Source organism: Plasticicumulans sp. (assembly GCF_035331805.1).
Taxonomy (GTDB): domain Bacteria; phylum Pseudomonadota; class Gammaproteobacteria; order Competibacterales; family Competibacteraceae; genus Plasticicumulans.
This window is the reverse complement of record NZ_DAOLKE010000286.1, coordinates 1-4,464: the sequence shown is the minus strand read 5'-3', so window position 1 is coordinate 4,464 and position 4,464 is coordinate 1. Positions and strand designations below refer to the sequence as shown.

Here is a 4,464-nt window from a genome sequence, read left to right as displayed (position 1 = left end):
CGGCCACTTCGACGGCGTGCCCTGCCGCGCGCTCGCCGTGCCGCCCGAAGCCGGGCCGCTGCCCGGCGCAGCCTTCGTCAGCCTGCGCGCGCTGTGGGGCCAGCTCGATCCGGAGCTGCTCGGCATCGCCGCGCAGGCCGCGCAGCTGCTGACCTGGGACGCCACGCACCGCTTCTGCGGGGTCTGCGGCACGCCGACCGAATCACGCACCGACGAGCGCGCCCGCGCCTGTCCGGCCTGCGGCCACATGAGTTATCCGCGCGTGTCGCCGGCGGTGATGGTGCGCGTGACGCGCGGTGAGGAAATCCTGCTCGCGCGCTCGCCGCGCTTCGCGCCCGGCGTCTGGTCGATCCTCGCCGGCTTCGTCGAGGCCGGCGAGGCGCTCGAACAGACCGTGACGCGCGAGGTGCGCGAGGAAGTCGGGCTGGAAATCAGCGGACTGCGCTACTTCGCGAGCCAGCCGTGGCCGTTTCCGCATTCGCTGATGATCGGCTTCACCGCGGAATGGAGCGGTGGCGAGATCGCGATCGACGGCGTCGAGATCATCGAGGCCGCGTGGTTCACACGCAGCCGAATGCCGGGACTGCCGCACGAAATGAGCCTGTCGCGACGGCTGATCGGGGACTGGCTTCAAAAGGGCTGATGCCCCCGGCCCCCTCACCGAGCACGGCCGCGGCCAGCCGCTCGATCGGCAGCACGGTTTCGGCGGCACCGATGCGCACGGCCGCGCGCGGCATGCCGTAGACGGTGCAGGTGGCCTCGTTCTGCGCGAAGGTGCGCGCGCCGGCCCGGCGCATCGCCAGCAGCCCCTGCGCACCGTCGCGGCCCATGCCGGTCAGCAGCACGCCGGTGACGTGCTCGCCGGCGCAGCCGGCGAGCGATTCGAACAGCACGTCGACCGAGGGCCGCACGTCGTTGACCGGCGGGGCGTCCGACAGCCGCGTCAGGAAGTGGCTGCCGGCGCGGCGCACGGTCAGGTGCGCGTGACCCGGCGCGATGTAGACGTGACCGGGCAGGATCGACTCGTTGCCGGCGGCCTCGATCACTTCGAGGCCGGTGGTCTGCGTCAGGCGCTCGGCGAACAGGCGCGTGAAGCCGGCCGGCATGTGCTGCGCGATCACGACGCCCGGCGAGCGCCGGTTCAGGCCGCGCAGGAAGGTGCGGATCGCATCCGGACCGCCGGTCGAGGCCCCGACCGCGATCAGCCGCTCGACCGGCTGGGCGGCGCTGCTGCTGACGCGCCGCGCCGCCGCACAGGCCTGCTCGGCCAGGCGTGCGGCGAGCTGGTCGAGATCGGCGCCGCGCCGCAGTTCCGCCGAGGCGCGCTCCAGCAGCGCCCGCGCCGTCTCCGTCCCGGCATGCACGCCGCGGCGTTCGAGCTGTTCGCCCAGGCGTTGCAGCAGGGGATCGTCATCCGGCGGGCGGCGGTCGTTCATCGGCAGGGTTCTCCCGGAGTCCTGTAAGACGCAGCTTCATGCACCGCGCCGGTGAGCCGCCGGGTTCATGCCCGGCCAGCATCTGCATGCCGGCGATTGTGCCCCGAACCATCGCCCGGCAAACCCTACGATCGGAATAGGTACTCCCTGCGGCCACGCATCTTCACAGTCAGCCGGCCAGCAGCCGCTCGATGTGCGCCTTCAGCGCCTTGGCCTCGAAGGGCTTGTGCAGGAAGGCCGAGACCCCGGCGGCACGCGCCATGTCCAGCCGCCCGCCGTCGGCCTCGCTGGTGATCATCACGATCGGCAGCGAGCGCTGCTGGCTCTCGCAGCGCACGTAGCGCGTCAGCTCGATGCCGTTCAGCAGCGGCATGTGCAGGTCGGTGATCAGCAGGTCGTAGTAGTGCTGGTCGATGAACGGCATCGCCGTCGCGCCGTCGTCGGCCTCGTCGATGCGATCGATGCCGAGGCCGCGCAGCAGCTGCACGAGGAAGCGGCGCACGGCCGTCGAATCGTCGGCGAGCAGCACGCGGATCTCCTCGATGTCGCGCTCGCCGAGGTGCAGCGTGCCCGGTTCGAGGTGATCGAGCACCGCGTGCAGCGCCTCCTGCATGAAGCTCGCGTCGAAGGGCTTGCGCACGATCGCCGCGGCGCCGGCCTGGCGCAGCGGTTCGAGATAGGCCTCGTTGGTCTCGCTGGAGATCAGCATGAAGGCCGGGCGGAACGGCCGGTCGAGGGCGTTGATGGTCTTGGAGAGATCGGCTCCGGACATGTCGGGCAGGTACAGGCGGCTGACGACCAGATGCAGGTCGCGCGCCTGCACGACCGGCAGCGCCGCGGCGCCGCTCGTGACCGTCTCGATGCGCGTGACACCGAGGGCCTGCAGCTGCTGGCGCACGATCTTTGCCTGGGTGGCCGAGGGCTCGACCAGCAGCACCGTGAGATCCTGAATCTTCATGGCCCGACGCTCTCCTCTGGTGTACCGGCCCGTCTGTGCGGGCATGGGGAATCCAGTCTAGGCGCGCTGCCCCGGGCCTGTGTCCGGCCTACGTCCGGGTGAAACGCGACTTCACGTAGTCATCGACGATGGCCTGGAAATCGGCCGCAATCGTGTCGCCCTTTAGGGTCACGGTCTTTTTTCCGTCGACGTAGACCGGCGCGACCGGATCCTCGTCGGCGCCGGGCAGCGAGATGCCGATGTTGGCCATCTTGCTTTCGCCGGGGCCGTTGACGACGCAACCCATCACCGCGACCGTCATGGCCTCGACGCCCGGGTGCTCGGCGCGCCAGAGCGGCATCTGCGCGCGCAGGTAGGACTGGATCTGCTGCGCGAGGCGCTGGAAGTAGTCCGAGGTCGTGCGCCCGCAGCCGGGGCAGGAGATCACCATCGGCGTGAACGAGCGCAGGCCCATGCACTGCAGGATCTCCTGCGCGACGATGACCTCCTGCTCGCGCGCCGCGCCGGGCTCCGGCGTCAGCGAGATGCGGATCGTGTCGCCGATGCCTTCCTGCAGCAGCACGGCGAGGCCGGCGGTCGAGGCGACGATGCCCTTCGAGCCCATGCCGGCCTCGGTCAGGCCGAGGTGCAGCGGGTAGTCGCAGCGCGCGGCGAGCTTGCGGTAGACGGCGATCAGGTCCTGCACGCCCGAGACCTTGGCCGACAGCACGATGCGCTCGTGCGCGAGCCCCAGCGCCTCGGCGGCCCCGGCGCTTTCGAGCGCGGAGGCGACCAGCGCCTCGTGCATGACGGTCGCGGCGTCCCAGGGCTCGGGCCGGCGATGGTTCTCGTCCATCAGCCGCGCGAGCACGGCCGGGTCGAGCGAACCCCAGTTGACGCCGATGCGCACCGGTTTCTCCATCTCGACGGCCAGACGCACGATCGCGGCGAACTTCTCGTCGCGCCTGCTGCCGCGCCCGACGTTGCCGGGGTTGATGCGCCACTTGCCGAGTGCGTGGCCGCAGGCCGGGTACTTCGCGAGCAGCCGGTCGCCGTTGAAGTGGAAATCCCCGACCAGCGGCACGGCGAGCCCCATGTCATCGAGCCGCGCGCGGATCTCGGGCACGGCGGCGGCGGCTTCCTCGGTGTTGACGGTGATGCGCACCAGCTCGGAGCCGGCACGGGCGAGCTGCGCGACCTGGATCGCGGTGCGCACGGCATCGGCAGTGTCGGTGTTGGTCATCGACTGCACGACGACCGGCGCCGTGCCGCCGATGGCGACGGAGCCGACCTGCACGCGGACGGCGCGGCGGCGGGGAAGCGCGGAAGCGGAACTGGACTGGGACATGGCGGGCATACCGGGGTGGGAAGCGCGGCGAGGCCGGCGATTATCGCAGCCGCGGCGCCCGGCGGCGTAGCGGCGTCCGGACGGCTGCACTGGCGGCACGTCCGGGCGACCTTCAATCGTCCCGGCCGGCCGGCGGACGGCGCTCGCGCCCGCCGAACACCGCCTCCATCTCCAGCACCGCCGCGCGCGCCGCGGCCAGCATGCGCCGCTCGTCGTGGTGCAGGCCGTGCAGCCGGCGCAGGTTGCGCTGGTCGTGCTCGCGGAAGCGCGCGACCTCGGCACGGATATCAGCCGGCGCATCGCCGAGCGCGACGCCGACACACTCGGCCATCTCCAGCGCCGACAGGTAGGTGTCGCTCGCCACCGCCTGCACGCCGAGGTCCATCAGCCGCAGCGTGTGCCGGGCGTTGCAGGCGCGCGACAGCACGCGCAGCTGCGGAAAGTGCCGGTGCGCGGTCGCCGCCGCGCGCAGCGAGGTCTCGACATCGTCGATGCCGATCACCAGCACTGCGGCGTGCGCGGCGTGCGCGGCGCGCAGCAGCTCGACGCGCGAGGCATCGCCGTAGTGCACGGTCTCGCCGAGCTGGCGGCCGAGCTCGATGCGCGCGACATCGGTGTCGAACAGCGTGTACGGCACGTGGCGCACGCGCAGGAAGCGCGCCAGCGTCTGGCCGAAGCGGCCGTAGCCGGCGATCAGCACCGGCGCCGGCGAGATCGGCGGCAGCGGCGGGCCCGGCGGCCGC

5 protein-coding genes are annotated in these 4,464 nt (G+C 71.9%); 1 reads left to right on the top strand and 4 read right to left on the bottom strand.

Features of this window, described 5'->3' with window-relative positions:
- On the top strand, nucleotides 1-643 hold a 643-nt coding region (gene nudC, locus PKE44_RS15365; RefSeq protein ID WP_324552801.1), incomplete at its 5' end, for an NAD(+) diphosphatase.
- Here nudC and PKE44_RS15360 read toward each other — a convergent pair.
- The 4 genes from PKE44_RS15360 to PKE44_RS15345 all read right to left on the bottom strand — a co-directional run.
- Complete coding sequence (locus PKE44_RS15360) at nucleotides 561-1,436, bottom strand: CheB methylesterase domain-containing protein (protein WP_324552798.1); 876 nt, start codon at nucleotides 1,434-1,436, stop codon at nucleotides 561-563. The two genes, nudC and PKE44_RS15360, sit on opposite strands and share 83 nt — an antisense overlap.
- Nucleotides 1,437-1,605: 169 nt before the next feature.
- Nucleotides 1,606-2,394 carry a response regulator gene (locus PKE44_RS15355; RefSeq protein ID WP_324552795.1) on the bottom strand — a complete coding sequence of 263 codons (789 nt, stop codon included), beginning with the start codon at nucleotides 2,392-2,394 and terminating at the stop codon, nucleotides 1,606-1,608.
- An 88-nt stretch (nucleotides 2,395-2,482) separates the two neighbouring features.
- Complete coding sequence (gene ispG / locus PKE44_RS15350) at nucleotides 2,483-3,721, bottom strand: flavodoxin-dependent (E)-4-hydroxy-3-methylbut-2-enyl-diphosphate synthase (RefSeq protein WP_324552791.1); 1,239 nt, start codon at nucleotides 3,719-3,721, stop codon at nucleotides 2,483-2,485.
- Nucleotides 3,722-3,833: 112 nt separating this feature from the next.
- Nucleotides 3,834-4,464, bottom strand: a 631-nt coding sequence (locus PKE44_RS15345) for an NAD-binding protein (protein ID WP_324552788.1), incomplete at its 5' end; no start/stop codon positions are given.